At 68.9% G+C, this 24,927-nt stretch carries 23 protein-coding genes; 14 read left to right on the top strand and 9 right to left on the bottom strand.

Features of this window, described 5'->3' with window-relative positions:
• Nucleotides 1-16 precede the first annotated feature (16 nt).
• On the top strand, nucleotides 17-1,633 hold the full coding sequence (locus AC0Z9V_RS08255) for a carbohydrate-binding domain-containing protein (RefSeq protein WP_485141215.1): 1,617 nt from the start codon (nucleotides 17-19) through the stop codon (nucleotides 1,631-1,633).
• Nucleotides 1,634-1,669: 36 nt separating this feature from the next.
• Here the strand turns inward: AC0Z9V_RS08255 and AC0Z9V_RS08250 are convergent, their stop codons facing one another.
• Nucleotides 1,670-1,894: a hypothetical protein gene (locus AC0Z9V_RS08250; protein ID WP_133081279.1), complete on the bottom strand. Its 225-nt coding sequence runs from the start codon at nucleotides 1,892-1,894 to the stop codon at nucleotides 1,670-1,672.
• 78 nt (nucleotides 1,895-1,972) lie between these two features.
• Here AC0Z9V_RS08250 and AC0Z9V_RS08245 point away from each other — a divergent pair, with 78 nt between their 5' ends.
• The 7 genes from AC0Z9V_RS08245 (at nucleotide 1,973) to AC0Z9V_RS08215 (ending at nucleotide 8,957) form a co-directional block, all read left to right on the top strand.
• The gene (locus AC0Z9V_RS08245) at nucleotides 1,973-2,311 is read left to right on the top strand and encodes a PadR family transcriptional regulator (RefSeq protein WP_133081278.1); all 339 of its coding nucleotides are present in this window, start codon (nucleotides 1,973-1,975) and stop codon (nucleotides 2,309-2,311) included.
• Complete coding sequence (locus AC0Z9V_RS08240; RefSeq protein ID WP_485141214.1) at nucleotides 2,308-3,294, top strand: permease prefix domain 1-containing protein; 987 nt, start codon at nucleotides 2,308-2,310, stop codon at nucleotides 3,292-3,294. Before AC0Z9V_RS08245 ends, AC0Z9V_RS08240 begins: the two co-directional genes overlap by 4 nt.
• A 42-nt stretch (nucleotides 3,295-3,336) precedes the next feature.
• Nucleotides 3,337-4,650: a DUF2252 family protein gene (locus AC0Z9V_RS08235; protein ID WP_133081276.1), complete on the top strand. Its 1,314-nt coding sequence runs from the start codon at nucleotides 3,337-3,339 to the stop codon at nucleotides 4,648-4,650.
• Nucleotides 4,651-4,790: 140 nt separating this feature from the next.
• On the top strand, nucleotides 4,791-6,659 hold the full coding sequence (gene dnaK / locus AC0Z9V_RS08230; protein WP_208739317.1) for a molecular chaperone DnaK: 1,869 nt from the start codon (nucleotides 4,791-4,793) through the stop codon (nucleotides 6,657-6,659).
• A gap of 2 nt (nucleotides 6,660-6,661) precedes the next feature.
• Entirely contained in the window at nucleotides 6,662-7,324 is a 663-nt protein-coding gene (locus AC0Z9V_RS08225) for a nucleotide exchange factor GrpE (RefSeq protein WP_133081274.1), read from the top strand.
• Nucleotides 7,325-7,483: 159 nt separating this feature from the next.
• Complete coding sequence (locus AC0Z9V_RS08220; RefSeq protein WP_485141213.1) at nucleotides 7,484-8,476, top strand: DnaJ C-terminal domain-containing protein; 993 nt, start codon at nucleotides 7,484-7,486, stop codon at nucleotides 8,474-8,476.
• Between the two features lie 52 nt (nucleotides 8,477-8,528).
• Nucleotides 8,529-8,957: a heat shock protein transcriptional repressor HspR gene (locus AC0Z9V_RS08215; RefSeq protein WP_208739314.1), complete on the top strand. Its 429-nt coding sequence runs from the start codon at nucleotides 8,529-8,531 to the stop codon at nucleotides 8,955-8,957.
• Nucleotides 8,958-9,001: 44 nt separating this feature from the next.
• Here AC0Z9V_RS08215 and AC0Z9V_RS08210 read toward each other — a convergent pair whose 3' ends face one another.
• Complete coding sequence (locus AC0Z9V_RS08210; RefSeq protein ID WP_459268035.1) at nucleotides 9,002-10,015, bottom strand: LacI family DNA-binding transcriptional regulator; 1,014 nt, start codon at nucleotides 10,013-10,015, stop codon at nucleotides 9,002-9,004.
• Between the two features lie 79 nt (nucleotides 10,016-10,094).
• Complete coding sequence (locus AC0Z9V_RS08205; protein WP_208739784.1) at nucleotides 10,095-11,834, bottom strand: glycoside hydrolase family 13 protein; 1,740 nt, start codon at nucleotides 11,832-11,834, stop codon at nucleotides 10,095-10,097.
• A gap of 268 nt (nucleotides 11,835-12,102) precedes the next feature.
• On the opposite strand from AC0Z9V_RS08205, the gene AC0Z9V_RS08200 reads away from it, so the two are divergent.
• Both AC0Z9V_RS08200 and AC0Z9V_RS08195 read left to right on the top strand, forming a co-directional pair.
• Nucleotides 12,103-12,669: a hypothetical protein gene (locus tag AC0Z9V_RS08200; RefSeq protein ID WP_133081269.1), complete on the top strand. Its 567-nt coding sequence runs from the start codon at nucleotides 12,103-12,105 to the stop codon at nucleotides 12,667-12,669.
• A gap of 50 nt (nucleotides 12,670-12,719) precedes the next feature.
• On the top strand, nucleotides 12,720-13,421 hold the full coding sequence (locus AC0Z9V_RS08195) for a PspA/IM30 family protein (RefSeq protein WP_133081268.1): 702 nt from the start codon (nucleotides 12,720-12,722) through the stop codon (nucleotides 13,419-13,421).
• Here AC0Z9V_RS08195 and AC0Z9V_RS08190 read toward each other — a convergent pair.
• Nucleotides 13,378-13,956, bottom strand: coding sequence for a hypothetical protein (locus AC0Z9V_RS08190; protein ID WP_208739785.1), 579 nt, complete (start codon nucleotides 13,954-13,956; stop codon nucleotides 13,378-13,380). The two genes, AC0Z9V_RS08195 and AC0Z9V_RS08190, sit on opposite strands and share 44 nt — an antisense overlap.
• Before the next feature lie 64 nt (nucleotides 13,957-14,020).
• On the opposite strand from AC0Z9V_RS08190, the gene AC0Z9V_RS08185 reads away from it, so the two are divergent.
• Nucleotides 14,021-14,704, top strand: coding sequence for an SDR family NAD(P)-dependent oxidoreductase (locus AC0Z9V_RS08185; RefSeq protein WP_485141212.1), 684 nt, complete (start codon nucleotides 14,021-14,023; stop codon nucleotides 14,702-14,704).
• 66 nt (nucleotides 14,705-14,770) lie between these two features.
• On the opposite strand, the gene AC0Z9V_RS08180 is transcribed toward AC0Z9V_RS08185, so the two are convergent.
• Entirely contained in the window at nucleotides 14,771-15,979 is a 1,209-nt protein-coding gene (locus AC0Z9V_RS08180; protein ID WP_485141211.1) for an MFS transporter, read from the bottom strand.
• A 26-nt stretch (nucleotides 15,980-16,005) separates the two neighbouring features.
• Here AC0Z9V_RS08180 and AC0Z9V_RS08175 point away from each other — a divergent pair, with 26 nt between their 5' ends.
• Nucleotides 16,006-16,590 carry a TetR/AcrR family transcriptional regulator gene (locus AC0Z9V_RS08175; protein WP_208739789.1) on the top strand — a complete coding sequence of 195 codons (585 nt, stop codon included), beginning with the start codon at nucleotides 16,006-16,008 and terminating at the stop codon, nucleotides 16,588-16,590.
• A gap of 47 nt (nucleotides 16,591-16,637) precedes the next feature.
• On the opposite strand, the gene AC0Z9V_RS08170 is transcribed toward AC0Z9V_RS08175, so the two are convergent.
• The 3 genes from AC0Z9V_RS08170 to AC0Z9V_RS08160 all read right to left on the bottom strand — a co-directional run bounded on the left by AC0Z9V_RS08170 (nucleotide 16,638) and on the right by AC0Z9V_RS08160 (nucleotide 20,542).
• On the bottom strand, nucleotides 16,638-17,669 hold the full coding sequence (locus AC0Z9V_RS08170; RefSeq protein ID WP_485141210.1) for a DUF695 domain-containing protein: 1,032 nt from the start codon (nucleotides 17,667-17,669) through the stop codon (nucleotides 16,638-16,640).
• A 156-nt stretch (nucleotides 17,670-17,825) separates the two neighbouring features.
• Nucleotides 17,826-19,241: a flavin reductase family protein gene (locus tag AC0Z9V_RS08165; protein ID WP_485141209.1), complete on the bottom strand. Its 1,416-nt coding sequence runs from the start codon at nucleotides 19,239-19,241 to the stop codon at nucleotides 17,826-17,828.
• On the bottom strand, nucleotides 19,238-20,542 hold the full coding sequence (locus AC0Z9V_RS08160; RefSeq protein WP_208739339.1) for an aromatic ring-hydroxylating oxygenase subunit alpha: 1,305 nt from the start codon (nucleotides 20,540-20,542) through the stop codon (nucleotides 19,238-19,240). Before AC0Z9V_RS08160 ends, AC0Z9V_RS08165 begins: the two co-directional genes overlap by 4 nt.
• A 153-nt stretch (nucleotides 20,543-20,695) precedes the next feature.
• Here AC0Z9V_RS08160 and AC0Z9V_RS08155 point away from each other — a divergent pair, with 153 nt between their 5' ends.
• The gene (locus AC0Z9V_RS08155; protein ID WP_485141208.1) at nucleotides 20,696-21,628 is read left to right on the top strand and encodes a LysR family transcriptional regulator; all 933 of its coding nucleotides are present in this window, start codon (nucleotides 20,696-20,698) and stop codon (nucleotides 21,626-21,628) included.
• A 158-nt stretch (nucleotides 21,629-21,786) separates the two neighbouring features.
• Here the strand turns inward: AC0Z9V_RS08155 and AC0Z9V_RS08150 are convergent, their stop codons facing one another.
• On the bottom strand, nucleotides 21,787-23,757 hold the full coding sequence (locus AC0Z9V_RS08150; protein WP_485141207.1) for a BCCT family transporter: 1,971 nt from the start codon (nucleotides 23,755-23,757) through the stop codon (nucleotides 21,787-21,789).
• 347 nt (nucleotides 23,758-24,104) lie between these two features.
• Between AC0Z9V_RS08150 and AC0Z9V_RS08145 the strand changes: the two genes are divergently transcribed.
• Nucleotides 24,105-24,800: a GntR family transcriptional regulator gene (locus tag AC0Z9V_RS08145; RefSeq protein ID WP_485141206.1), complete on the top strand. Its 696-nt coding sequence runs from the start codon at nucleotides 24,105-24,107 to the stop codon at nucleotides 24,798-24,800.
• Nucleotides 24,801-24,927: the final 127 nt, after the last annotated feature.

Raw genomic sequence — 24,927 nt, 5'->3', positions numbered from 1 at the left:
GTCCCGAAGGACCCCCATGCGCATCCCCTCCCTCACTGCCCCCCGCAGCACAGCCCTGAAGACCTCCGTCGCCGCACTCGCGCTCACATTCTCTCTCGCCGCCTGCAGCACGGGGACCACGAACGCCGGTACCGCGAACGGCACCACCGACACCACCACGACGGACGCGACCACGACCGACACCGGCGACACCACCGACGCGACCGCGGTCGTCGCCGGTGCGGCCGACATCACCGAGGACACCCACTACGACGCCGACGACCTCACCTGGGACGCCGCGGAGGAAGTAGCGGTCACGCTCGCGGACGGTGCCAGCAGCGCCACGGACGACGGTGTCGCCGCCGACGGCGTAACCGTCGACGGCGACACCGTCACCATCACGGCCGCCGGCACCTACCGGCTGTCCGGCAGCCTCGCCGACGGCCGGGTGGTCGTCGCAGCAGGGGAGGAGGACGTGGTCCGCATCGTCCTCGACGGCGTCGAGCTGACCAGCAGCACCGGATCCCCCTTCGTCGTCACGAGCGCGAACGAGGCCCTGGTCCACCTCGAGGACGGCACCGCCAATACGCTGAGCGACGCCGACAGCTATGCGGACACCGGCACGGACGCCCCGGATGCGGCCCTGTACTCGATGGCCGACCTCACCATCGCCGGCGCAGGCACCCTCACGGTGACCGGCCATGCCGACAACGGCATCGTGTCGAAGGACGGACTCGTCCTCGCAGCGGGGAACGTCACCGTCGAGGCCGTGGACGACGGCATCGAGGGCAAGGACTACATCGCCCTGCTCGGCGGCACCTACGACGTCACGGCCGGCGGCGACGGCGTGAAGGCCACCAACGAGGACGAGGACGGCCGCGGCTGGTTCACCGTCTACGGCGGGCAGCTGGTGGTGTCCTCGGGCGACGACGGCGTCAAGGCGGCCACCCTGCTCACCGTCGATGCGGGGGCAGTGGAGGTCACCGACTCCGTCGAGGGCCTGGAGGCCCAGCACATCGCCGTCGACGGAGGCTCAGTCGACGTCACCTCCAGCGACGACGGCGTGAACGCGGCAGGTGGGTCGTCCGGTGCCACCAGCGGCGGGGGCGGCATGGGCGGCGGGTCCATGGCGGCCGGAGACTACACGGTCAGCGTGACGGGCGGGACGCTCACCATCGACTCGGAGGGAGACGGCCTCGACTCCAACGGCGACGCGAGCATCACCGGAGGCACCGTCGTCGTGAACGGACCGACGGGCCAGGGCAACGGCGCCCTGGACGTGAACGGCGAGCTGACGGTCGACGGCGGGACGGTCGCCGCAGCGGGCAGTTCCGGCATGGTCGTCACCCCGGGTGCGTCGTCGACGCAGTCGGGCGTGCAGCTGAGGTTCGGCGCGACGATCCCGGCCGGTACCGCGATCCAGATCGCGTCGTCGGACGGCACCGTGGTGGGTTCCTTCGTGGCGAGCAAGGACCTCGCGTCGCTGATCTTCTCCTCGGCGGCGATCACCGAGGGTGGGACCTACACCGTCTACACGGGTGGCACCACGGCCGCCACGGAGGGCGTCACCGAGGGCACGTTGGACGGTGCCGAGGAACTCGGCAGCGTCACGGCCGGCGAGTACACGCAGTCCGAAGGCCCCGGCGGACGCTGACGGCGCGGCAGGAGCGGGGAGGCCCCGGCTTCCCCGCTACCGCTCGTTGTCGGCCCGTTCCTCGATCCAGTCCGTCGCGGCATCGGAGAGGAAGACGCCCTCGGGCCCGCGCTCACCCATCCACCAGGAATCGGAGGCGATCAGGCCACCGGCCCGGCTGATGTCCGCCACGACCTCGGGCGTCAGGGCCGTCCCGTTGTTGCTGATGAGCCACTGCCGCGTCTCCGGCATCACATCGTTCCACCACTCGTCGAGTTCCATGCCCGCAGTATCGCATCGCGGGAGTCTTCGAACCGTCAGTCCTTCCTATAGTGTGCGACGCACAGTATAGTAACGGCCATGAGCGACGACCTCCTCCAGGGCCACCTCCAGGAGCTGCGACGCGGCACCGTGGTCCTGGCCTGTCTGTGTCGCCTTCGGCATCCCGATTACGGGTACGCCCTGCTCGAGTCCCTCGAGGCATCCGGCATCCACGTCGACGCCAACACCCTCTATCCACTCCTGCGGCGCCTCGAGAAGCAGGGCCTGCTGACCAGCGAGTGGAACACTGCCGAATCCCGTCCCCGCAAGTTCTATCGGACGAGTCCGGCCGGCGACGACCTCGCCGCCACCCTCACGGCCGACTGGGATCGGCTGACCACATCGCTGCATCGCCTCGCCGAAGGGGACAGATCATGACCAGCCTCACCGACCGATACATCTGGGCCGCCGTCCGCACCGTCCCGGAGGCCCAGCGCTCCGGCCTCGAACCCGAGATCCGGGAGATGATCGAGGAATCCATCGACGTCCGCCTCGCCGCCGGCGATGATCCGGCCTCCGCCGAACGGGCCACCCTCACCGGATTGGGTGACCCCGAGCGCCTCGCCGCCGACTACGTGGACCGCCCGCTGGTGCTGGTGGGTCCGCGGTACTACCTCGAGTGGTTGCGCCTCCTGAAGACCATCGCCTTCATCTCCGTCCCCATCGCCGCGGCCGCCGTGTTCGTCGTCCAGCTCTTCACCACGGGCAGCGTCGGCGGCGCGATCGGCAGCGCGGCGGCGACGGCGATCAGCGTGACGGTGCACGTCGGTTTCTGGACCACCCTGCTGTTCGTCATCCTGGAGCGCACGGGCTCCGCGGAGGCCGGGATGGAGTGGACGGTCGACCGGCTCCCGGAGCTGCCCGACGGCTCCCGTGACGGCCGCCGGTCCGAACTGGTCGCCTCGCTGGTGTTCCTTGCGGTATTCGCGGGCCTGATCCTGTGGCAGCAGGTGCGACCTGCGGTCCGCGCCGAGGACGGGAGCGGGATACCGCTCCTCGACCCCGCGCTCTGGACCTCCTGGCTTCCGTGGTTCCTCGGGCTGATCGTCGCCGAGGCATTCTTCGCGACCTGGATCTTCCGGCGCGGGTGGTCCTGGTCCGCAGCCGCCGTGAACCTCGTCCTCGGCGTCGCCTTCACGGTACCGGCGCTCCAGCTCTGGGCCGCGGGGGACCTCCTGAACCCGGCCTTCCTCGACGCCACCGGCTGGGATCCCGGCGTCGCGACGGAGGGCTGGACCGTCAGCACCATCGTGACCGCATCCGTCCTGGTCCTCGCCGTCTGGGATGTCGCCGACGGTTTCCTGAAGGCAGGGCGTGCATCGGGTGCGGCGTCGCCGCGTCGGGTCCTCGCCGATCACTGACGCGTACCGGCCGGCCACAGGGCGCAGGCGTACCGTGGGCGCATGGCAGCCACCGATTCCCGTCAGCAGCACATCGTCAGCACCCTCGTCGAGGCCCACCAGGACCTCATGGAAGTGGATCCGCTCGCCTTCCGTGCGAGGTTCCGGAAGATGGCGGCGGATCCCTACGCCTTCTACCGCGGCAGCGCGGCCCTGTTCTACACGGACATGGCGGAGCTCGACGACGCCTGGGCGGACGAGCGCACGGGCCGGGTCTGGATCCACGGGGACCTCCACGCCGAGAACTTCGGCACCTACATGAGCAACCAGGGGCGGCTCACCTTCGACGTCAACGATTTCGACGAGGCGTACGTGGGTCACTTCTCCTGGGACCTGCGCCGCTTCGTCGCCTCGCTGACGCTGCTCTGTTGGCAGAAGGCCCTGCCGTCACGGGCGGTCCGGGACCTGGCGCACACCTATCTCGAGGCGTATCTCGGCCGGGTCGAGGACTACGTGGACAACGAGCAGTCCACGTTCGCCTTCGGGCTCGACAACGCCGAGGGCTCCATCTACCGCGTCCTGCAGCAGGCCCGCGCGGCCCGGCGGACGGGCCTGCTCGACTCGCTCACCCTGATCGAGGACTACGAGCGGACATTCCGCGACGACGGATCCATCCGGGCGCTCGACGACGACGAGTACGCCGAGGTGGCCGACGCCTTCGAGCGCTACCTCGGGACCGTCCCGGACAGCGAGCGGTCGCGCCGCCGGGTGTTCTACCGGATCAAGGGCATCGTGGGCAAGAAGGGTTTCGGCATCGGCAGCGCGGGACTTCCGACCTACAACGTGCTGATCGAGGGCTTCGACGAGGCTCAGGAGAACGACATCATCCTGACCATGAAGCAGTCCAACATCGCCGCGCCCAGCCGGATCGTCCGGGACGAGCGCGTGCGCGGTTATTTCGAGGACGACGGGCACCGCGCCGTCATCAGCCAGCGCTCCCTGCAATCCCACACCGACCCCTTCCTGGGGTACACGACCATCCGGGGGGTCTCGTTCGTGGTGTCCGAACTCTCCCCCTACAAGCGGGACCTGTCCTGGGACGACCTCACCGAACCCGAGCAGATGGATCCCGTGCTCGAGGCCCTCGGACAGGCCACGGCGAAGATCCACTGCTCCACCGACGAGGACAGCGACCACGACCTCGTGCCGTTCCGCACCGAGACGGCCATCATGGCCGCCGTCGACCGCGACCGGGACGGATTCCTGGAGGACATCGTCGGTTTCGGCGAGGCGTATGCGGACACCGTCCGGCAGGACCACGCCCTCTTCGTCGACGCCTTCCGCGAGGGCCTCATCAGCGCCGTCCCCGCAGCATGACCAGAAGAAGTTGAGTCCGCAAGGCTCAACTTCATTTTGCCCCTGGGGGCTGCCGGGCCTATACTTGAGTGCAGAACGCTCAATCTACGCGCCCGGCGGATGAGCGCCTCGCAAATCCCGGGCAGTCGAAAGGAAATTGCATGTCACGTGCAGTAGGTATTGACCTCGGAACCACCAACTCGGTCGTCTCGGTTCTCGAAGGTGGCGAGCCCACCGTCATCGCGAACGCCGAGGGCGCACGCACCACGCCGTCGATCGTCGCTTTCTCCAAGTCCGGCGAGGTCCTGGTCGGCGAGATCGCCAAGCGCCAGGCCGTCAACAACATCGACCGCACCATCTCGTCGGTCAAGCGCCACATGGGCACCGACTGGACCGTCGGCATCGACGACAAGAAGTACACGCCGCAGGAGATCTCGGCCCGCATCCTCCAGAAGCTCAAGACCGACGCGGAGAGCTACCTCGGCGAGAAGGTCACGGACGCCGTCATCACGGTTCCCGCCTACTTCAACGACGCCGAGCGCCAGGCCACCAAGGAGGCCGGTGAGGTCGCCGGCCTGAAGGTCCTGCGCATCGTCAACGAGCCCACCGCGGCAGCCCTCGCCTACGGACTGGACAAGGGCAAGGAGGACGAACTCATCCTCGTGTTCGACCTCGGCGGCGGAACGTTCGACGTCTCCCTCCTCGAGGTGGGTAAGGACGAGGACGCGTTCTCGACCATCCAGGTCCGCTCGACCGCCGGTGACAACCGCCTCGGTGGCGACGACTGGGACCAGCGCGTGGTCGACTACCTGTTGTCGCAGGCGAAGGCCAAGGGCGCGGACCTGTCGAAGGACAAGATCGCCCTGCAGCGCCTGAAGGAAGCTGCCGAGCAGGCCAAGAAGGAACTGTCCTCGGCGACGTCCACCAACATCTCCCTGCAGTACCTCTCCGTCACGGCGGACGGCCCCGTCCACCTCGACGAGCACCTCTCGCGCGCCAAGTTCCAGGACCTCACCAAGGACCTGCTGGACCGCACCAAGAAGCCGTTCAACGACGTCATCTCCGAGGCCGGGATCAAGGTCGGCGACATCGACCACATCGTCCTGGTCGGCGGATCCACCCGCATGCCCGCCGTCGTCGAACTCGTGAGGGAGCTCGCGGGCGGCAAGGAGCCCAACAAGGGCGTCAACCCCGATGAGGTCGTCGCCGTCGGTGCCGCCCTGCAGGCCGGGGTCCTGAAGGGCGAGCGCAAGGACGTCCTCCTGATCGACGTCACGCCGCTGTCCCTCGGCATCGAGACCAAGGGCGGCATGATGACCAAGCTCATCGAACGCAACACGGCCATCCCCACCAAGCGCAGCGAGACCTTCACCACGGCGGACGACAACCAGCCGTCCGTGGCCATCCAGGTCTTCCAGGGCGAGCGCGAGTTCACCCGCGACAACAAGCCGCTGGGCACGTTCGAGCTGACCGGCATCGCGCCGGCTCCGCGCGGCGTCCCGCAGGTCGAGGTCACCTTCGACATCGACGCCAACGGCATCGTGCACGTGTCCGCGAAGGACAAGGGCACGGGCACCGAGCAGTCGATGACCATCACCGGTGGCTCGTCCCTCTCCAAGGAGGACATCGACCGCATGGTGCGCGAAGCCGAGGAGCACGCGTCCGAGGACAAGAAGCGCCGTGAGGCCGCCGACACCCGCAACGGTGCCGAGCAGCTCGCCTACTCGGTGGACAAGCTGATCGCCGACAACTCGGACAAGCTGCCCGAGGACGTCCGGACCGAGGTCCAGGCCGACGTCGACGCCCTCAAGAAGGCGCTCGAGTCGCAGGACAACGACGACGAGGTCAAGTCGGCCTTCGAGAAGCTGCAGGCCTCCCAGTCGAAGCTCGGTGAGGCGATCTACGCGTCCGCCCAGCAGGACGCGGGCTCCGCCGGCGCCCCGGACGACGACCAGTCAGCCTCCACCGGCAGCGACGAGGACATCGTCGACGCCGAGGTGGTCGACGAAGACACCAACGAGAAGAAGTAGTCATGCCGCACCACGGAAATGAAGAAGAGCACCAGTCAGAGCCGGTGAGCTTTCGCGACAACCGGAAGATCGACCCGGAGACGGGCGAAGTCCGTGGGCAGCAGAACGACGCCGACACCCCGGCCGCGGAAGACCCCGCGGCCGGGGGGCAGGCTTCCCCCGCGGGCGACTCCGCCGAGGGGGACGCCCTGGCGCAGGCCGAGGCGATCCTGAACGAGGCCGGCGCCGACGGGGAGAGCAATCCCGCCGTCGACGTCGTCGCGGAGCTCCGCAACGACCTGCTCCGGCTGCAGGCCGAGTACGTCAACTACCGGCGCCGCGTCGAGCGTGACCGGGACGTGGCGCGGGACCAGGCGGTCATCGGCGTGATCAACTCGCTGATGCCCGTGCTCGACGACATCGACGCCGCACGCCAGCACGGCGACCTCGCCGAAGGACCCTTCGCGGCCATCGCGGGCAAGCTCGAGAACGTCCTCCGGACGTACGAGCTGACCCGCATCGACGAGGTCGGCGTCGCGTTCGACCCGAACATCCACGAGGCGCTCATGCAGCAGCCCAGTGCGGACGTCCAGGTCGACAGCGTCAGCCAGATCCTCCGCGCGGGCTACCGCAAGGGCGAGCGCGTCCTCCGGGCCGCGCAGGTCATCGTGGCGGTTCCGGAGTAATCAGCAGCATGATCGCCGGGACGGTCCCCGAACGGCGGCAACGAAATTCCTGCGGGCCTGGCGGCCCTTGGAATATTGAAGCCGCCTTCCTCGGGGACTGCCCCGGCTCTCGCCGCTCACTCACCTCTCTATCTGAAGAACGACGAAAGGAGACGCCAATTGGCTAGTCAGGATTGGGTCGGCAAGGATTTCTACAAGATCCTGGGTGTCTCCAAAGATGCGTCCGACGCAGACATCAAGAAGTCGTACCGGAAGCTCGCACGCAAGTACCACCCTGACCAGAACCAGGGCGATGCAGCCTCCGAGAAGACGTTCAAGGACGTATCGGAGGCCTATTCCGTCCTGTCCGACGCCGAGCAGCGCCAGCAGTACGACGCGATCCGCGCGATGGGCGGCGGAGCCAGGTTCTCCGCCGGCGGGTCCGGCGGGAGCGCCGGCGGCAACGCGGGATTCGAGGACATCTTCGGGAACCTCTTCGGCCAGGGCACGGGGACGCGCCGGCGGACCGGGTTCTCGAACAGCGACCTGCCGCCCGAGTTCGCCGACCTGTTCGGCGGCGGAGGCATGGGTGGCGGGTTCCCGGGCGGGTTCCAGTCCACCCGCCCGCAGAAGGGCGCGGACCGCACGGCCAGCACGTCCATCTCCTTCGGCGGATCCATCAACGGCACCACCATCGGCCTGCGCGAGCCTTCGGGCGAGCAGATCGATGTCCGCATCCCCGCAGGCATCCGCGACGGCCAGAAGGTCCGGGTGAAGGGCAAGGGACAGCCGGGCCAGGCCGGCCCCGGTGACCTCATGGTCACCGTCAAGGTCAAGGAGCACCCACTCTTCAAGCGCGACGGCGACGACATCCGCGTACACGTGCCGGTCAGCTTCCCCGAAGCGGCCCTCGGGGCCCAGATCGAGGTCCCGACCGTCAGCGGAGAGCTGGTGAAGATGAAGATCCCGGCCGGCACACCGTCGGGCCGCACGCTCCGGCTCAAGGGCCGCGGCGTGAAGACCTCGAAGGCGACGGGCGACCTGCTGGTGACCGTCGACGTCGTCGTCCCGCAGAATCTGTCCAAGGAGGCGGAGGCCGCCGTCGAAGCCTTCCAGAACGCGACGAAGGATGCCGATCCGCGATCCGGCCTCGCTGCGAAGGCGCGCCTGTAACAGTACATTTGAGCCACCGCCGGCAACGCCGGCAACGGAAGGAGGCACTGCCATGGACTACACGATGCCCATCTACGTCATCTCCGTCGCCGCCGAGCTCGCCGACATGCACCCGCAGACGCTCCGGCAGTACGACCGGCTGGGCCTCGTGACGCCCAGCCGGGCGCCGGGACGTGCCCGGCGGTACTCGCAGAGGGACGTCAGCACGCTGCGCGAGATCCAGCGGTTGTCTCAGGAGGGCGTCTCCCTGGAGGGGATCCGGCGCATCCTCGACCTCGAGAACCAGGTGTCGGCACTGCAGTCGCGGATCACCGAGCTCGCCACGGAGCTGGCATCCCGCCGCGTCCAGTCCGAAACCAGCAGGGTCTTCGCGGCCGGACTTGCCGGCGACGTCGTCACGCTGGCCCGCGGCCAGCGTCCCCGCCCCCGCAGCCAGGCGCTCGTCGTCTGGCGCCCCGACACGGCCCGCGCGGCGAACTAGCCGCCCACCGGCGGCGTGGCCTGCCTCCGGGCAGACGACGCGCGTCAGTCCCTCGGCGCAGCCGTGCTCGAGCGGACGATGAGGGCCGTCCGGGCCGCGTGGTTCACGGGCTCGCACGTATCGGGCCCCTGCAGGATCTGCAGCAGGCGTTCGACCGCCCGCTGGCCCTGCTGCTGCGGGAACTGCGCGACGGTGGTGAGGCCGAGGGTCTCGCCGAGTTCATGGCCGTCGATCCCGATGACCGAGATGTCCTCCGGAACGCGCAGGCCCAGTTCCCGCGCGGCGAGGATGGTACCGATCGCCATCTCGTCCGAGGCGCAGAAGACCGCCGTCGGGGTGTCCCGCGGATAGCCGAGCAGCTGCTTCGCCTGGCCGTAGCCGCCCTGGATGGTGAAGTCGGCATCCAGGCGCCACGAGTCCAGGATCCCGAGGCCCGCGGCGTCCATCGCCGCCTCGTAGCCGCGGCGGCGCGTGCCGGCGATCCGGAAGTCGTTCTCGAAGGCGTCGGTCCCGCCGATGTGAGCGATCCGGCGATGGCCGAGCGTGATGAGGTGGTCCGTGGCCAGTCCGGCGATCGCGTGGTCGTCGACGCTGTAGGTCTCGGCCCCGGGGAGGGGGCCGCCGATGCCGACGACGGGCTTGCCGACGGCGAACAGCTGTCCCAGTTCCTCGCGGCCCAGTTCCAGCGAGACGGGGATGACGCCGTCGCAGCGCTGCCGGAGCAGGAATTCGGAGAGGACCCGGTCGCGGTGCCCGGCGTCCTCGTTGAGGTTGTAGAGCGTCAGGTCGTAGCCCGCCTCGAGCAATGACGCGGCCACGCTGTCCACGATCTGGGAGTAGTACCAGCGGGCTACGGACGGGACGACGACGCCCACGTTGCGGTGGCGCCCGGACGCCAGCGAGGAAGCCGTCGAACTGACCACGAAGTCCAGCGTCTTCGCGGCCTGCAGCACGCGCGCGCGGGACTGCTCGGAGACCCGGCCGTTGCCGCTGAGCGCCCTGGATACGGTGGCGGTGGAGACACCGGCCAGGCGGGCGACGTCCTTGATGCCGGCCATGGTGTCCTCTCCTCCCGTGCCCGGGGACAGTCCGCTCGACGTGTCCCCGTTCGATCATTCCGGATCAGGCATGGATCCGCTATCCGGCGCTGGTCAGCATCCAGACGCAGGCGTCTGGTACGAGGTGCCCGCCGTCGGCCGCGCCGGGCGTGCTCGCCGCGATCACCGTGCCCTCCGGCAGCGGGGTCGCGAACTCGCCCATGTTGAGGAGGACGAGGACGTCGCCGTTCCGGAAGGCGACGACGTCGGTCGCCTCGAGTGCGCGGGACCAGCTCAGCGAACCGGCTCCGAGGCGCAGGTCGCGGCGGAGCCGGAGGGCCGTGCGGTACAGCGACAGCGTCGAATCGTCGTCCATCGACTGCACGTCGCGCGCGTACCCGGCCCAGTCCTCCGGCTGCGGCAGCCACGGCGCCGAACCGTCCACGTCCGCGAATCCGAACGACGGCGCCCCGGCCCGCCACGGGAGGGGGACCCGGCACCCGTCGCGGCCCAGGCGCTCGCCCCCGGTGCGCACGAACGTCGGATCCTGCCGCGCGGCGTCGGGCATGGCGGTGTGGTCCGGCAGGCCGAGCTCCTCGCCCTGGTACAGGTAGATGCCGCCGGGCAGGGCGAACATCGCGAGCGACGCGGCGCGGGCACGGGCGAGACCTGTTCCCGTGTCCGGCTGCGCGTCCGACCGGCCGATCCCGTCACCACCACGGGGAGCGCCCTCGGCGAGGCCGAAGCGGCTGGTGTGCCGGACGACGTCGTGGTTGCTCAGCACCCACGTGGTGGGCGCGCCGACGGCATCGAAGGCGGTGAGCGATGACGAGATGACATGGCGCAGGCTGTGCGCGTTCCACGGGTGGTGGAGGTAGGCGAAATTGAAGGCCTGGTGCATCTCGTCCGACCGCACCCAGTCGGTGAGCCGGGGCAGGGGGTCGATCGACGCTTCCGCGCAGAGGATGCGCTCGCCGTCGTACTCGGCGAGGATGCCGCGCCACTGCCGGTAGATCGCATGGACCTCGTCCTGGCCGAACATGGGTGCCTCCCAGCCGGGGAAGCCCTCGGACGAGCAACCGTCGGCGCGTCCGCCCCAGTCGGGCAACCCCTGCGCCTTCACGAGGGCGTGGGCCACGTCCACGCGGAAGCCGCCGACGCCGCGATCGAGCCAGAATCGCAGGACCCTCTCGAACTCCGCGCGCACCGCGGGGTTGTCCCAGTTGAAATCGGGCTGGGAGGAGTCGAAGAGGTGGAGGTACCACTGGCCGGGCATGCCGTCCGTGTCGACGGTGCGGGTCCACGCGGGGCCACCGAAGTGCGATTGCCAGTTGTTGGGCGGTTCGCTGCCGTCGGTGCCCCGGCCGTCCCGGAAGACGAACATCCCGCGCTCCGCCGATTCCGCGGGAGCGGCGAGGGCGGCCTGGAAGAGGACGTGGTCGCTGGAGCAGTGGTTGGGCACCAGGTCCACGATGACGCGGATGCCGAGGGCGTCGGCGCGCGACACCAGCGCGTCGAAGTCGGCCAGGGTGCCGAACAGGGGATCGACGTCGCAGTAGTCGGCGACGTCGTATCCGCCGTCGCGCTGGGGCGAGGTGTAGAACGGCGACAGCCAGACGGCGTCGATGCTGAGGTCCGCGAGGCGCCCCAGCTCCGCCGTGATGCCGGGGAGGTCACCCATGCCGTCGCCGTTCGAATCCCGGAACGACCGCGGATACACCTGGTAGATGACGGAGGAGCGCCACCACCGGTCGTCCTCGGAGGCGGCGTGCAGGGGCGCATGGAACGCGGCGGACGTGGACAGGTGCTCGCCGTGCAGGACGGGGGCGATCTCAGACATGTCGATCATCCTAGACCCGTTGAGACCAAACGATGGAAGCGCTTCCAATGTTCAGCCTACTGTCCTTGCGCATTTCCTGCGGAAATTGACAGGAGATCACCAGACTACTGAGCGGTACGGTGTAAACGTTTACAACTACAGTTCCCCCGATGGTCGGCGCTCAGGGCGAGGAGCAGGGCGAGGACCCGTCCGGTGCCGGGACCCCGGGTGGAATTTGTCCCGGCACGCGGGCAGACTGGAGGGATGGAACAGACTCCGGAGTCGTGTCGTGCTTGAGACCTTCGTCGAAGCCCTGGCGATCGGCGCCGGCGTGCTGGCAGCCATGGGTGCCGGGACCGGGGTTGCCGGCTGGCTGGTGGTGCGGAAGGTCCGTCGGTCGCGGATCATCGAGCGCACCAGGGACCGGGGACTGCTGGCCGCCCGCGCCTACGCGCCCGACCGCCTCACCCGTGAACCCGCCCGGCTCATCGGTGAGCTCAAGCGCTCCTCGCGTGCCACGCATCTCGCGCTCGCCGAGGCCGCGGCGCAGGGGCGGCCGGTCGGTGACCTGCCCCGGGCCGCTGCCGAGATCGACCGGGCGGCGGGTTCCCTCGAACACCTGCTGAGGGTCGCGGACCGCGAGCCGAACCGGACTCTGAAGCAGGAGCTGACCACGGATCTGGCCGCTCAGGCGCGTGCCCTCGACGACCTCTCCGCCGATCTCCGCCGCTGCCTCCTCCAGACGTCGCGGTCCATCGACACCCTCCAGCTCGATCAGGCCACCAGCCGCCTCCGCACCGAGATCTCCGCCATGAGCACGTGGCGGGACAGTTACGGGAACCGGCAGGGCTGGTGACCGGTTCCACTAGGTAGCACACTCCATCCAGTCACCCCGGGGGTCCGACCGTGTCGATCAAACGCCGCATCACGCGCATCGTGCAGGCCAACCGCAATGCGGCGACCGAAGCGAAGCAGGATCCGCGGGTCCAGGCGCAGAACGCCCAACTGGCGCAGCGCTCGCTGCTCGACCAGGCGAGGCGTGGAGCGGCCGATGTCGCAGCCCACCATCACCGGGTGGGCCTCGCCGCGAACGAGGCCGCCGCCTACCTCAACCGGGTCGAGGCTGCTGCGGCCGCCGCCGTGCAGCGGGGCGACGACGACGCCGCCCGGGCGGCGATCCGGGAGTCGATGACGGCGCGACGGCGTCTCGAGACGCTGACCCGGCAACTGCACGAAGCGGAGCAGCAGGCCCGCCGGCTCCACGACGACGTGCAGCGGCTCGAACAGCGTGTGCAGCAGAACGCGATGGAGTACGACGCCCTGCTCGCCCGGCGCGCGGCCGCCCAGGCCGCCATCGGCGTGCACGACGCTCTGGCGTCGTCGTCGAGGGAGGCCGCGGCGATCGACGCCGCGCGCCGGAACGCCGAGCTCGAGGTGCGCCGCTTCGAGGCGCAGGCCCAGGCCCGTGAGGAGCTGTCCTGGACAGATCCTTCGTCGCCGCGCCTGCAGCAGGCGTTCGAGGAGCTCGAAGCGGACGCCGCGGCCCAGCAGGAACTCGAGGACCTCAAGCGGAGGAACGCGCGAGGCTATCCTCCAGCGCAACAGTGAGCGCCTGCAGGACGGCGTCGTCGACGTCGTCCACGGCGCGGAGGCGCACGCGCCACGCGAACGGATCATTCGCCCGCACCGGTTCGAGGCCGGGCAGCTCCGGTACCGCCAGACGGAAGTACAGGTCCACCGCCGTCCTGGTGCCCGGGGTGATCTGCGCGAACTTGCGCCGGGTGGTCTGCAGCGCCGCATAGGTCTTGCGCATCTGGATCACGACCCCCGGTGTCTCCGCAGCCCAGAGGATGAGGCGGTCCGCGATGGGCTTCAGGAGCGGCCGGTCCTGGTACTGCGCGTCGTACAGCTCGTCGGCGGAGCGGAGGAAGAAGTCGGGCAGTCCGAAGACCTCCCAGTCGACGCTCATGAGGTTGTACCCCGTGACGCCCTGGCCCTTCAGCCATCGGGACAGGTCCTCGCGGCTGGTCACCCCTGCCTGCCGTGCTTCAGCCGCCCATTCCGCCGGCGTCCGGCCGGTGGTGCGCAGGAGTCGGGCCGCGTTCGTGTCCACCATCGACTGCCAGCTCTGCATCTCGCCCATCCCCACACTGTAGTGGCGCCGCTGCACGCCCGGAGCGGTGCCGGTGCGTTGCTACACTCTGCCAATGACTGAGCTGAGCGGTTCCCACGTCCTCGTCGTCGGCGCCACCGGGGTGCTCGGTGCGGAGCTGTCCCGGCAGCTGGCGGCGCACGGCGCACAGCTCACCCTGACCGGCCGGTCGGAGGAGAAGCTGGCGCAGCTCGCGGACGAACTCGGCGACGCCGTCGTCGGGCAGGTCGCCGCGGATCTCGGCCGGCCGACGGGCCCTGGGGACATCGCCGCTGCCGTGTACGGCCGCGAACTCCACGGCATGGTGTTCGCCGCGGGCGTCGTCGCCTTCGGCCCCGCCGTCGAGGTGGATGACGACACCCTCGACGAGCTCCTGCTCGTGAACCTCCTCGGCTACATGCGGCTCGTGCGCGACATCGCGCCGAGGCTCGCCCGGGATTCGTTCATCGCGCAGATCAGCGCCGTCGTCGCGGAGAGCCCGACGGCGGGTATGGCCGCGTACTCGGTGACGAAGGCCGGCCTCGGCGCCTACGGCAAAGCCCTCACGCTCGAGCTCCGGAGGCAGGGTGTCCGGATCCTGGACGTGCGGCCGCCGCACACGGAGACCGGGCTGGCCGCCCGGCCCATCGCGGGCTCGGCCCCGAAGCTGCCGCAGGGCAAGGACCCCGTGGCCGTCGCGGGCCGCATCGTCACCGCCATCCGCGAGGGTGAGCGGGACCTGCCGTCGTCGGCGTTCTGACCGTCGTGCGCCGAGGGCCGGTGGCGGGACGCGGCGGCGGGCCTGCCGACGACCCGCGGCTGCCGGTCACGACGACACGTCTGCCCGTCGGCCGGTCCGGAGGTGGGTCGCTGCGGCCGGCCCGGCGGTGACGACGGTGCCGGCTGCGCAGGCGACAGCGGCCGCGGAGAAGGCGAGTGCGGGACCGGCGGCCTCGATCAGGGAACCCACGAGGGGGGCCCCGGCCGCCTGTCCGAGGACGAGCGCGGTGAAGAGCAGGGACGTTCCGCCCGCGCTGTTCTCGGCGACGGACGACGCCCACAGGATCAGGACGGAGGTCGCCGCCGTGTAGGCGAGACCGAAGACAGCCGCCGCCAGGTACGCGAGGACGGGATTGCCGGCCGCTGTCCCGAGAAGCGCTGTCGCCCCCGCCGTGCCGAGGGCCGTCACCGACCAGGTGGTCGGGATGCGGTGGTCCGCGAGCCAGCGGGCGGCCAGGATCGCGCAGGCGCCGCCGGCCCCCAGCGCCATCCACGCGCCGGCCGACATGGACGCGGTCATGCCGCTCTCCTCGAGGGTCGCCCGTCCGTACACCCACACGGCGGCGCAGCCGAGGCCGAAGACGAAGGCGCCGGCGAGCGGCCTGCCGAGCCCCCGGACGCTCGATCGCGCGACCAGTGACGGCGCCTCGCGTCTCCGCGGGCCGTTCCCGGCCGGTACTGCCAGGATCCTGTCCAGGCGCAGGACGGACAGCACCGAGGCCAGGGCGATGCCCGCGATCAGGAGCCAGGCGATCCGCCAGGCGTCGCCGAGCACGAGGGACAGGATGCCCGCGGCGACGACGCCGAACCCCGTCCCCGAATTGACGACCGACTGGAGCCTCCCCTCCCGGGCAGGGGCGGTGTTCCGCTGCACGAGCTCCACCAGGGCCGGCGACGCGAACCCCGCACCCGTTCCGGCGAGGAGCACGGCACCGGTGAACATCGCCGTGTCCTGGGCGCAGGCCACTCCGATACTGCCGAGCGCCGCCGAGAGACCGGCGAGGAGGGTCACGGCGCGGGGATGGCCGGGTGCGTACCGGAAGCCGAGGGCCGCCGAGACGCAGTACAGCACCGAGGCGCCCGACGACGTCAGCCCGGCCACAGTGGGGGACAGGGAGAACGACGCGGAGAAGGCGGGCAGGAACAGGCCGTACCCCAGGCGCGCCAGGCCGTAGGTGGCGGCGATGAGGGCGACGGCCGACACGGCGAACCCGGTGGAGGGTGCCGGACGGCGGGACCATAACGATCGTTTCATTGAAACGGACGTTATATCCTTGTGGCGTGACGACGCAACCATCCGCACGGGAGAGACTCCTCGATGCAGCAGAAGAACTGGTCTCGATGCAGGGTGTCACCGTCACCCCCGTCGATGCCATCCTCGAGCGCGCCCGGGTGTCGCCGGCGACCCTGTACGCGCATTTCGGGAACAAGGAGGGTCTCATCACCCAGGCCCTCCAGCGCCGGCTCTCGGCATGGGACCGCACGTGGCAGCAGTGCATCGATGCTGCGGACACACCCGAGGAGAAGGTGCTCGCAGTCTTCGACGCGCTGGCCCAGCACCGGCGCAGCCTCCACCCGTCGCGCTGGTGCGTCTTCCTCGGCGTCACCGCCGAGGCGCCGTCCCGCGGGCCCGAGCTGGAGGACATCCTGGCGGGTGACACACGGCTGCTGGCCGACAGGCTCGGGGAGCTTGCTGCCGGCCTGGTCGGAGCCGGCCGATCCGAGAACCTGGCACAGCACCTCGTCCTGGTCTACACAGGGGTCCTGGGAATGATCCTCCGCGGCGCCGACGCCGATACCGCGATCGCCGACGGCCGCCGCATCGCCGCCATCACCGTCTCCGCGTTCGGGACGGCCGACGCCTAGCTGTCCGGGGCCTGCGGCCCCGCCGGTGGGTGGCGGGATGCGGACGGTCAGGCGAAGTCCTGCACCTTCCTCCAGCCCGGGTCGAGCGAGTGCCTCGCGGTGACGGACCGGCGCTCACGTGCGGCGGCGTCGAGGGCGTCCCGGCCGTTCTGGTCCTCGGCGTCCGAGTAGAAGTGGAAGGTCCGGGCGCCCTTCGAGGTCTCTGTCGCCACGAGCATGCCCCGCATCCCGAGGGCCCGCACCAGGCTGTCCTCGAGCCCGCCCAGGTCGTCGGACGCCGCGGCTCGGGGGAGTCCCTGCTCGTCGGCGTCGAACGGGATGCGCAGCGCCGTGTGGAGGTCGAAGCGCGGGTGGTCGATCCACCGCAGCGGCCGCAGGACCCGCACGAGGATGGGGTCGCCGGATCCCAGTGTCCCCTGCATGAGCAGCCAGTGCGGTTCCGGCGATGCCTGCGCCAGCTCCGCCACGCGTGCGGGCAGCTCGGCGGCGGGGATGCTGTCCTGGACGTCGTGGACGAGGCAGTCCACACGGCGTACCCAGCGCTCGACGTCGTCCTCGCCGAGCAGCCACTCGAGCAGCAGGACGCAGAGGCCGTGCTCGTCGTCCCACTGCCCCGTGAAACCGGGGTTGTGCACGGACAGGATAAAGCCGTCACCCGCGCGGGCCACCGCCGCGTGCACGCGCGTGAGACTCAGGTCGAAGGTCCTGCCGCGGTAGGTGATGATCGACTCCAGCATGTCCGGCTTGGCGCTGCGGGCGGGCACGAAGGACCAGCGGCTGCTCGGCGGTGGGGCGGCGCGGTACCACCGCTCGGCCACCGGCCGCAGGGAGGCGTCCCCGCCGCTGGAGACGCAGAGGGTGTGCTCGGCTTCGGCGCCGGACCGCGTCTCCCATTCGAGGCCGCGGGCGATCGCCCTGACGTGCCGCGTCACGACGTCGACGTAGGCGTCGAAGTCCCCGGCCCTCGTGGCGGTCGTCAGCAGCTCCTCGCCGTCGTCGGCCCACCATTGCCAGAAGGCCGCGATCGGGTCCCTGCCCGCTACGCGGCCGGATGCTCCCCGGCGGCTGAAGATACCCATGACGACCTGCGTTCCCCTGGTGTGCGCGTCCGGGATCCTCCAGCCGCTCCGACTCCAGAGAATCTACCCGGGTCGGGCCCTGCGTGGGGGAGACGCCGCCGGCAGGGACGGCGCGCACCGCACAGGAGATCTACGGCGGAGGGCAGCTGGAAAGGGCTACGCATCGATCACGAGGTCGGTCCGCGCGGTGGAGCAGCAGGGCAGGAACTTGCCGGCGTCGATCTCCCGTGCCCGGATCCCGCCCTGGTGGTTCATCTCGACCTCCCCGGAGAGCTTGACGACCTTGCAGGAGCCGCACATGCCTTCCTTGCAGTTCGCGCCGATCCGGACGCCGGCACGCTGGGCCACCCCGAGGATATGTTCGGTGGGGTCGATCCGCACATTGACGCCGGTGCGCAGGAAGGACAGGGTGAGGTTCCCCGTCCCGACCGTGTCGAAGCTCGAGGCATCGGGGGGCACCGCGTCCGGCCCTCCGTGCGGACTGCCGTCGGGGGCCTCGGGGCCGGGCGCATGCGGGTCGAAGGTTTCCAGCGGCAGTCCCGTGGCCTTCAGGGTTCCCTCGGCGTCGTAGCCGGGCTCGTAGAGCCCGAAGGCGCTGGGCCGGCTCTCGTAGTGATCCTCGGCGGAACCGGCTATCTCCTCCGCCATCTCCTCCGCCATATCCACTGCGTGCGCGAGCTCCACCTCGTATTCGAGGAGCGTCTGGCGGTCTCCCGAGAAGAACTCCATGTGGACGGAGGTGTCGTCGACGCCGACCTTCTCGAGGAGTTCGGCGGCAGTGTTCAGGTAAGCCTCGGGGCCGCAGGCATAGACCTGCCGGCCGTTCGCATCGGGGGCCACCTCGTCGAGCATGTCCGCCGCCAGCCTCCCGGTGAGCCATTCCCACCCCTCTGGTTTCTGGCGGTCTCCCAGTGAGTAGAAGACCCTGATGCGTGAGTCCACGGAGACGATGTAGGCCAGTTCCTTGTGGAAACCGAAGTTTCCGGCCGCCGCTCCGTGGTAGAGCACGATGACATCGGCCTTCCCGGGCAGCGAGTGGATGGTCCGCACCATCGACATGATGGGGGTGATGCCTGCACCGGCAGCCAGCAGCAGGTATCTCGCCCTCCGGTCGGCGTCAGGAAGGTGGAATGCCCCGATCGGGCCGAGCATCTCGAGGACCGTACCGGGTCGGACGTTCTCGTGCACCCATGGTGAGACCAGTCCCAGGGGGTCGCGTTTGACCGTGATGTCGAAGGTCCACGGCTTGGTGGGTGAACTGGACAGGGAGTAGCTGCGGTCCACGGCGTCCTGGTCCTCACCGTGCACGGGAAAGGCGACGTTCACGTACTGGCCTGCGCGGAACGCCAAAGGCGCCCCGTCGGAGCGGCGGAACACGAAGGTCATCATCCCGCCCGCCTCCGGAACGACCTCGACACATTCGGCCAGGAACTCCTGCGGATGCCAGGGGCCCAAGGCGCGGGCGGCACCGGCCGGTCCTTCGGTGCTGCTCATCACCCTGTTCCAAGGCATCTCGAGACCGCGAATGCGCTGGGGTTCTTGGGCTGCCGTGTCGGCCCGGGGTTCGGTCATGCCATCTGCTCCTGCACGCGCTGCACGTACCAGTTGATGAACGCCTCCACCTGGTATTCGCTCTTCATGTACGGGCCGGGCTCGTAGGCGGGGCTGCCGGCGCCCTTCTGGCACAGTTCCACGAACGCCTTGTCCTGCAGATTCGTCTGCTTCCAGGTATAGGTGAGTTTCTCCAGGTCGTAGTCGATGCCTTCCACGGCGTCGTCGGCCACCAGCCAGGTGGTGCGTACCAGTGTCTGGTGCTCGTTGACAGGGAAGACTGCGAATGTGATGACGTGGTCCCCCTGGAAATGGAACCAGCTGTTGGGCTGCAGGTGCATCGAGCAGCGACCGAGGCGGAAGTCCCGCAGGTCACCGAGCAGCTTCTTGGAGAGCCGGCGCCCATCGGGGGAGAACGATTCGCCGTCGCCGTCGAGCGATTCCCTGGAGATGCGGATTCCCGCCACGCGGGTGTCGAGCTCCTCGACGACCTCGTAGGGAAGGCCGTAGCGGCGGCAACGCTCTTCGAGCGAGGACTGCGCTTCCTTGTTGCGGTCCCACACTTCCTCGAGGTGTGCCGGGATCAGCCCCTCCGTCAGGCCCCAGGTGGGAAAGAGGGAACAGGCGAGCTCCGGGTGGCCGTCGCAGTGGTAGCACTCACGGTTGTTCTCCATGACGAGCTTCCAGTTGCCCTCTTCGATGATGTTCTGCTGGTAGGCGATTTTCGTCGTCGCCAGATCGTGGGGTGCGAGGTAGGGCTCGAAGATCTTCGAGGTCTCGTCGAAATCGGTCGGCGGTTCGTCGGCGATGCAGACGAAGACGAGTCCGGCGACCACGCGGCTGGAGGCACGCTTGAGGCCGAAGCAGCCCTTGTCGAACGTCGTCTCCCCGGGTGCGGAGGCGTGAATCAGATCGCCCTCGGGGGAGTAGGTCCAGGAGTGGTAACCGCACACCAGGTTTCCCGTGGTCCCCGCGGGTTCGGTCAGGACGCGGGCGCCGCGGTGGCGGCATACGTTGTGGAGCACGTTCACGCCGCCGTCGTCATTGCGCAGCACGATCAGGGAGTAGGGCCCGTAGTCGACGGTGACGTAGTCGCCCGGCTCCGGGAGCTCGGCGATGCTGGCGGCAAAGATCCAGTGCCGGCCGAAGATGGCCTGCATGTCGATGCTGAAGATCGTCGGATCGGTGTAGAAGGGGGCATCGAGCGAAAATCCAACGCGCCGGAAACCGAACAACTCGCTGATTTCTGCCAGCTGCTCGGCAGGCACCGAGGAAACAAGTCTCCCGCGTGTGTCGAGGGGCACGTTCACTGGAGCAGACATGGGTTCCTCCAAAAGGACGGGGTAACTGTGCAGGTCGCAAGAATGATCACGGGCGGAACAGGCGGAGCCGATAACGGTATTGTCACGAGGTTAGGGCCATTCACATTGCGATAAAAGCGCAACAATCCGGTGAGGACAGTGCACCATGGGTGCATGATCGACCCACGGCTCATAACCCTCCGGGTGTTCGCCCAATGCGGCACCATCAGTGCCACCGCGGAACTGACGGGTTACTCTCCCTCCGCCGTCTCCTCGCAATTGCGGGAGCTCCAGCGCGTACTCGGAATGCAGCTGCTGACCAAGGACGGTCGCGGCATACGGCTGACCGCCACGGGCCGCTTCCTCGTGGAGGGCTCGGACACCCTCCTCATGGAGTGGGAGAGCCTCCGCGCTGCGGCCATGGAGGCCGGCGACAGGATGCAGTCCACTCTCGGGCTCGGCGGATTCTCCACGGCGGCCGCCCAATTGCTCGCGCCGCTGGCCGCCACCCTCCGGTCGACACACCCTCTGCTGAAGGTTCAGGTACTCGAGGCCAACCCGACGCGCTGCTTCGACTTGCTGGTCGCCGAGCGGATCGACCTGGCGGTCGTCGTCGCCATGCAGTCGGACTCCTCGGTGGAGAACGATTCGCGATTCGAGCAGACACTTCTCCTCGACGATCCCCTGGACGTCATCATCCCCGCCGATCATCCGTTCGCATCCCGGGAAACGGTGGCGCTCGAAGAACTGGCGTCGGAGACCTGGATCACCGACGCTGCTGGTTCCACCTACCGCTCCCTCTTCACGGCGGCCTTCACGGCAGTCGGGATGACGCCACGCATCGCCCATGAGGCCGTCGAATGGGAGACCCAGATCGCCTTCGTCGGCGCGGGACTCGGCGTGGGCCTGTTGCCGCGCCTGGCGCCGCTGCACAGTGCCGAGAAGGTGGTTCGACTACGCATCACCGGCAGGGGGAAGCCTTCACGGCGCATCATCGCTGCTGTGCGCAGGGGCAGCCTCTCATCGCCCCTCATCCAGGAGGCGCTCGGCATCCTGCAGGCCCGCGCCCGCCGGATCCTCACCGCCCGGCCCCGCGACGATCCCTGACACCACGGACCGCGATGGGCTGCCGACGCGGCAGGCGTTCAGGAGTCCGTCGCGGGAGCGAGAGGCGGCGGCGTGCCGGCCCTGCGTATGCCTCGGCGGCATGGGCCGGGACAGGCCGCATGCCGCCGAGGTGGGTTGCTACTCGAGCTGCGCAGCCATCAACTGGACGGTCTGGAGCCCCTGTGCTCGACGGTCGGGATGATTCCCGTCGCGGGCCCTCCGGGACACTCCGAGTCGGAGCACTTCTCCGCGCACTCATGCTTCGTCACGAGGTCGAACTGAGCGCCGCCGTGTTGTTCCACGCCGGTGCGTATGGCCCGCTCCACGACGGAGGTGGCCAGGCGACGCCGCAAGGAGAGAGGGTCCCGACGCAGGTCCTTGGTGAGGGCGAAGCAGAGCAGCAGCATGACGATGACGAACGGTAGCGCTGCAACGATGGTGATCCGTTGCAGGCCTGCCAGGGCTTCGGATGGTTCATCTCCGCCTGCCAGCAGCATGACCGCCGCCACGGCGCCGGTGAGGCAGCCCCAAAAGATGACGACTGCGCGGCGGGGGTGCTCGGCGCCATTGGAACTGAGTGATTCCATCACGATGGACGCAGCGTCGGCGCCCGTGATGAAGAAGATGGCGACCAGGACCATGGCCAGCACGATCACGGCACCGGTGGCCCAGTCGGCCATGCCCAGGTTCTTGACCAGGTCGAACAGCGCCCCGTCGAAGTTGACGGTCGGTGTCCCGTCGACCACGGTGACCAGGCCGGGCGTGTTGGCTTCGTCGGCTTCCTGCTGGACGTTGAAGGCAGCGCCTCCGAAGATGGCGAACCAGAGCACACTGACGAGGCTGGGCACCAGCAGCACACCGGTGACGAACTGGCGGATGGTGCGGCCGCGGCTGATGCGGGCGATGAAGAGGCCTACGAAAGGCGTCCAGGACACCCACCAGGCCCAGTAGAAGATGGTCCAGCTGGTCATCCAGCTACGCAGTGACTCATCGCCGACCGCTTCGGTCCGGGAGGACATCTCGGCGAGGTCCCGCACGTAGTCGCCCACCGCGGAGGGGACCAGGTTGAGGATGAAAAGGGTGGGTCCGGCGACGAAGACGATCAGTGCAAGGACGACGGCCAGGACCATGTTGATGTTGGAGAGCCACTGGATGCCACGGCTGATCCCGGAGACGGCAGAGGCGACGAAGCACAGGGTGAGGACGGCGACGATCGCCACGAGCACGGGAGTGCCGATCTCACCGAACCAACCGTTGGATGTCATGCCGCTACCGATCTGCAGGGCGCCGAGGCCCAGCGACGCGGCGGTGCCGAACAGGGTGGCGAAGATGGCCAGGATATTGATGAACTTCCCGACCGGCCCTTCGACCGTCCGAACGCCGAAAAGAGACGTGAAGGCGACGGAGATCAGTTGGCGGCGGCCCAGCCGGTAGGTCCCGTAGGCCATGGCGATACCCACGACGGCGTACATGGCCCAGGGGTGCAGGGTCCAGTGGAAGATCGAGGTGGCCATGGCCGTCTGGATCGCTGCGGGTGTCCTTCCATCCACTGTTCCGGGCGGGGGGGAGATGTAGTGGTAGAGCGGTTCGGCCACGCCGTAGAACATCAGCCCGATGCCCATGCCCGCGGCGAACATCATCGCGACCCAGGAGATGGTCCGGAATTCCGGCTTTTCGCCGTCCTTGCCGAGCGGGATGTTGCCGAACTTGCCCACGGCCAGCCACAGGACGAAGACCACGAAGAGCGATGCCATGAGCATGAAGAACCATCCGGTGTACTCCATGACCCAATTGAGGGCTCCGGTGGAGGTGCTGGACAGGCTGTCGCGGCCGGCGAAGCCCCAGATGACGAAGGCGATGGCGATGGCGCCCGTGATGCCGAACGTGACCTTGTCGAGAACGAGCTTGTGGTTCCGGCGGTCCGCGACTTCTTGCTCGGTCCTGGCGTGACGCAGCTCGTCGAGGATTTGTTCGGACTCGGCGTCGGACCCGGCGTCGGACACAGCGTCGGCCACGGGTGCGACTCCTGCCTCCGGGTCGAGGGCAGCAGGTTGCCTGTCTCCTCCGGCGCCTTCGTCCGCAGGCAACTCCTCGGGTACGTGGGATTTCAGGTCACTATCAAAAGCCATGAGCGGGTCCTTTGCTCGGTGAGGCATGAGTCTGCGATCGGCCGCGGCCCTCGGACGTCGGCCCGAGCGGAAAAGGTGCGGCCTCGAATGATCCGACGGTCACGATGCTGCCGCCGACGAGGTGAACTTCGTGGGTTCACCCCCTCCACCTTCGGGGGATCATGTTTCATGAACACACTTCTTTCGTGTTCAGAGGATTAACGCTGATATGTCCTGCCCGGGAGCGTTGATATATCAGTGATACTTTAGATCACGGCGGGGTGCACGTCCATAGGTCGGGCGCGCGAATAGGATGGATCGGGAACTGGGGCGTCGAGGCCCGGGGCTCATCGGGAGGAGACCTGGAGATGGCAGACGCTGGCGGAGCACCGGTGCAGGCGGAGGATCCGGCCGCGCCGCTGAGGCAGGACGACGAATCCTTCGCCGACTTCGCCTACCGGATTCTGTGCGACGAACTGATCGTCCTGGACATCAAGCCGGGCGAGCCCCTCAACGACGACGTCATCTCCCGCCGACTCGGCGTCGGCAGGACGCCGATCCGCGAAGCCATGAAACGGCTGGAGAGCGACCATCTGGTGGTGGCCTACCCCCGACGCGGAACGTTCGCCGCCGGCGTGGACATCACGGACCTGGCCGAGATCTCCGAGATCCGACAGCTCCTGGAGCCGGCGGCAGCTGCGCGGGCTGCGCGACATGCCTCGCCGCAGCTCCGGAGCGAGCTCCGGGACTTTGCGCGGGACGTCGGGCAGCTGTTGCCGGGGATGCAGTCCCAGCAGGATCTCATGCGGCTGGACATGCGGGTCCATCGGATGATCTACCGGGCCACCGGAAGCAGGCATCTCGAGGACGTGCTGATCCGATACGACAACCTCGCAACGCGGATCTGGAGCCTGGTGCTCGAAAAGCTCCCGCCGGTGTCCGAGCACATCGCCCAGCACATCGAGCTGCTCGAACATATCGCGGCGGGGGACTCCGAAGCTGCTGCGCGGTTGACCAGCCGCCACGTCACCGATTTCGAGAACCACATCAGGGCTGTGCTGTAGTCCGGACAGGTACCCGCCCAGTACGGGCGGATGCGGGAGAAGTCGCACCGAGAACGGTACGGACAGTAGTGGCAATCGCTACTGCTCCCCGCCCGACGAAGCCTGCGAACGGCGCCGGCCGGCCCGG

The organism is Arthrobacter sp. UYP4, from assembly GCF_057291175.1.
Note: the sequence above shows the minus strand (reverse complement) of the source record. Positions and strands in the feature narration are given on the sequence as shown.